Origin of the sequence: Colwellia piezophila ATCC BAA-637 (assembly GCF_000378625.1) — a bacterium.
Lineage (GTDB): Bacteria > Pseudomonadota > Gammaproteobacteria > Enterobacterales > Alteromonadaceae > Colwellia > Colwellia piezophila.
This window is the reverse complement of record NZ_KB905196.1, coordinates 1-1,921: the sequence shown is the minus strand read 5'-3', so window position 1 is coordinate 1,921 and position 1,921 is coordinate 1. Positions and strand designations below refer to the sequence as shown.

The following is a 1,921-nucleotide window of genomic DNA, read 5'->3' as shown; positions in this document are numbered from 1 at the left end:
AGCTCTACATCACCAATAGAGTTGGTATAACTGGCCGTTTTAATATCAACGGTATTACCCACTGCTTTTACCTTATTATTGGATATTTTACGACCATCAGAAGCGGCAACATTAAAGACTTTTTCATGAGAGTTCCCGTTAGCATCTAACCAGCCTTTAACCACTTGAATGCGATCCAAATTTCCGTCAACGGGATCTTTAACGGCTCGTATTAAGAGTGAAATGGCTTTACCTTTTGGTGCTGCGGTTAAATCTCCGCCCATTGGAACACCTTTTTTGTAGCCAACAGCGGCAAGATTTTTCGCAGACGAATCTTTGTTATTAAAATCCCAACCAGCAAACATGCGAACAGCAATACGTGGTCCTGTGGTTCCGTATACTTCACGACGTTTAAAAGCAGCCATTAACGATTCACGCGTATTTTCTTTTGCCCAAACACCGGCTAAACCCGATGCTGACATATCGGCACCTATGGTGCCGGGAGTTAAATCAGCTTTTTTACCCATAGGCCGTGAATCAATTGGAAACTTACCACCAAAATTATCTTCCTCAACAGCAGGAACCCCTGAGTGAGAATCTGATGCGCCTATTAGGCCAATTTTAAATGGGTTTACACCTAGCTTTTTATCAAACTCCAGACCGCGCATAAGCGCCGTTCTGGCATAATCGCCTTTGTCGGCAGGAAGCCCATGGGAGTTAGCGCCAGCATTTCCATCGAGTGCATGATTATAGGTTTCAAATTCGGCAAACTCATCATTGGGTGACAATGCACTTAGCGTTTCACTATCTCCTTTTATTTGTGTTACTTCATAGATAGGCTCCCAACGCATACGAGTTTTTGCATACTGCACAGACAATGGTCGACCTTTACTATCAATTTCGGCAAACATTTTACCTTTACTTACATTTCCGTTGTGAGGAATTGCGACAAAGTTTGCACCCGTTTCTTTTTCGGTTTTATCTAACCACGCCCATAAATCTTCAGGCTTATTACTGTCAAAAGATGAGTAAGGGAGAAATTGCATACCAACATCTCCACTTTCTTTCATAAAAATGATTCTATGTAGATTAGCGCCACCTGGAAGTGAAGACCATTCCCAACCGATGAAACTAGTAAACGTTCCAGGGTCGTTGTGTTTTTCGGCGGCATCAACAGTAGTTTGCCAAAAAGACTTTTTAATAGAAGTGCTATTAAGATCTTCCCAAGGGCTATTGTTGTTTATAGTGGCAATAAAAGCGAAATAAGCTTCTTTCGTCTTACCCTCAGCAACCAAATCCATAACCATCTTTCCATGCTCGGTCTTCGCTAATTCAGGATCATTTTCAAACAACTTTGGAACAACACCTGCATACTCTGCGTGATCTGTTACAACAAGAAAATCAAGTGGCGTTGCGATTTTAATTCTATGTTTACTTATAGCATTGACTACCGGCAAACCTTTGGCATAACGATAGGCATCTTCTGGCATTAAACTTTTGTTACCCATGAGGTAGCCGTCTCCAGAAAGCTTAGTGTGTAAATGTGTATCACCCCAATAGAGATTGGTTTCTTCTGCATTGACTAGGCTAGAAGCTAAAGCAAGGCAAATTGTAGATAAGATTAATTTTTTCATAATAATTTTTCCTTGGTTTATTTACTAGGTGTGTACCAAATCGGTGAGCTGTAAGCACGCTCTTGGATACTTGTTGGGTAACCTTTTTGAGGGGCTTCATTTAAAGCAACCGATGCATATAAGGTGTGTCGCGGTGTTGGAATTTGAAGTACACGCACATAATAAAAAGCACGTACCATTGGGTCGAATTCAGGATCAGTCCAAGTGGTTGCAAGCTCTACATCACCAATAGAGTTGGTATAACTGGCCGTTTTAATATCAACGGTATTACCCACTGCTTTTACCTTATTATTGGATATTTTACGACC

At 41.1% G+C, this 1,921-nt stretch carries 2 protein-coding genes; both read right to left on the bottom strand.

The window, feature by feature from the left end:
* Positions 1-1,613, bottom strand: a 1,613-nt coding sequence (locus F580_RS0123630; protein ID WP_019030234.1) for a DUF3604 domain-containing protein, incomplete at its 3' end; no start/stop codon positions are given.
* A gap of 17 nt (positions 1,614-1,630) precedes the next feature.
* Positions 1,631-1,921 (bottom strand): DUF3604 domain-containing protein (locus tag F580_RS25260; RefSeq protein WP_040358021.1); only part of this gene is annotated, 291 nt, incomplete at its 5' end.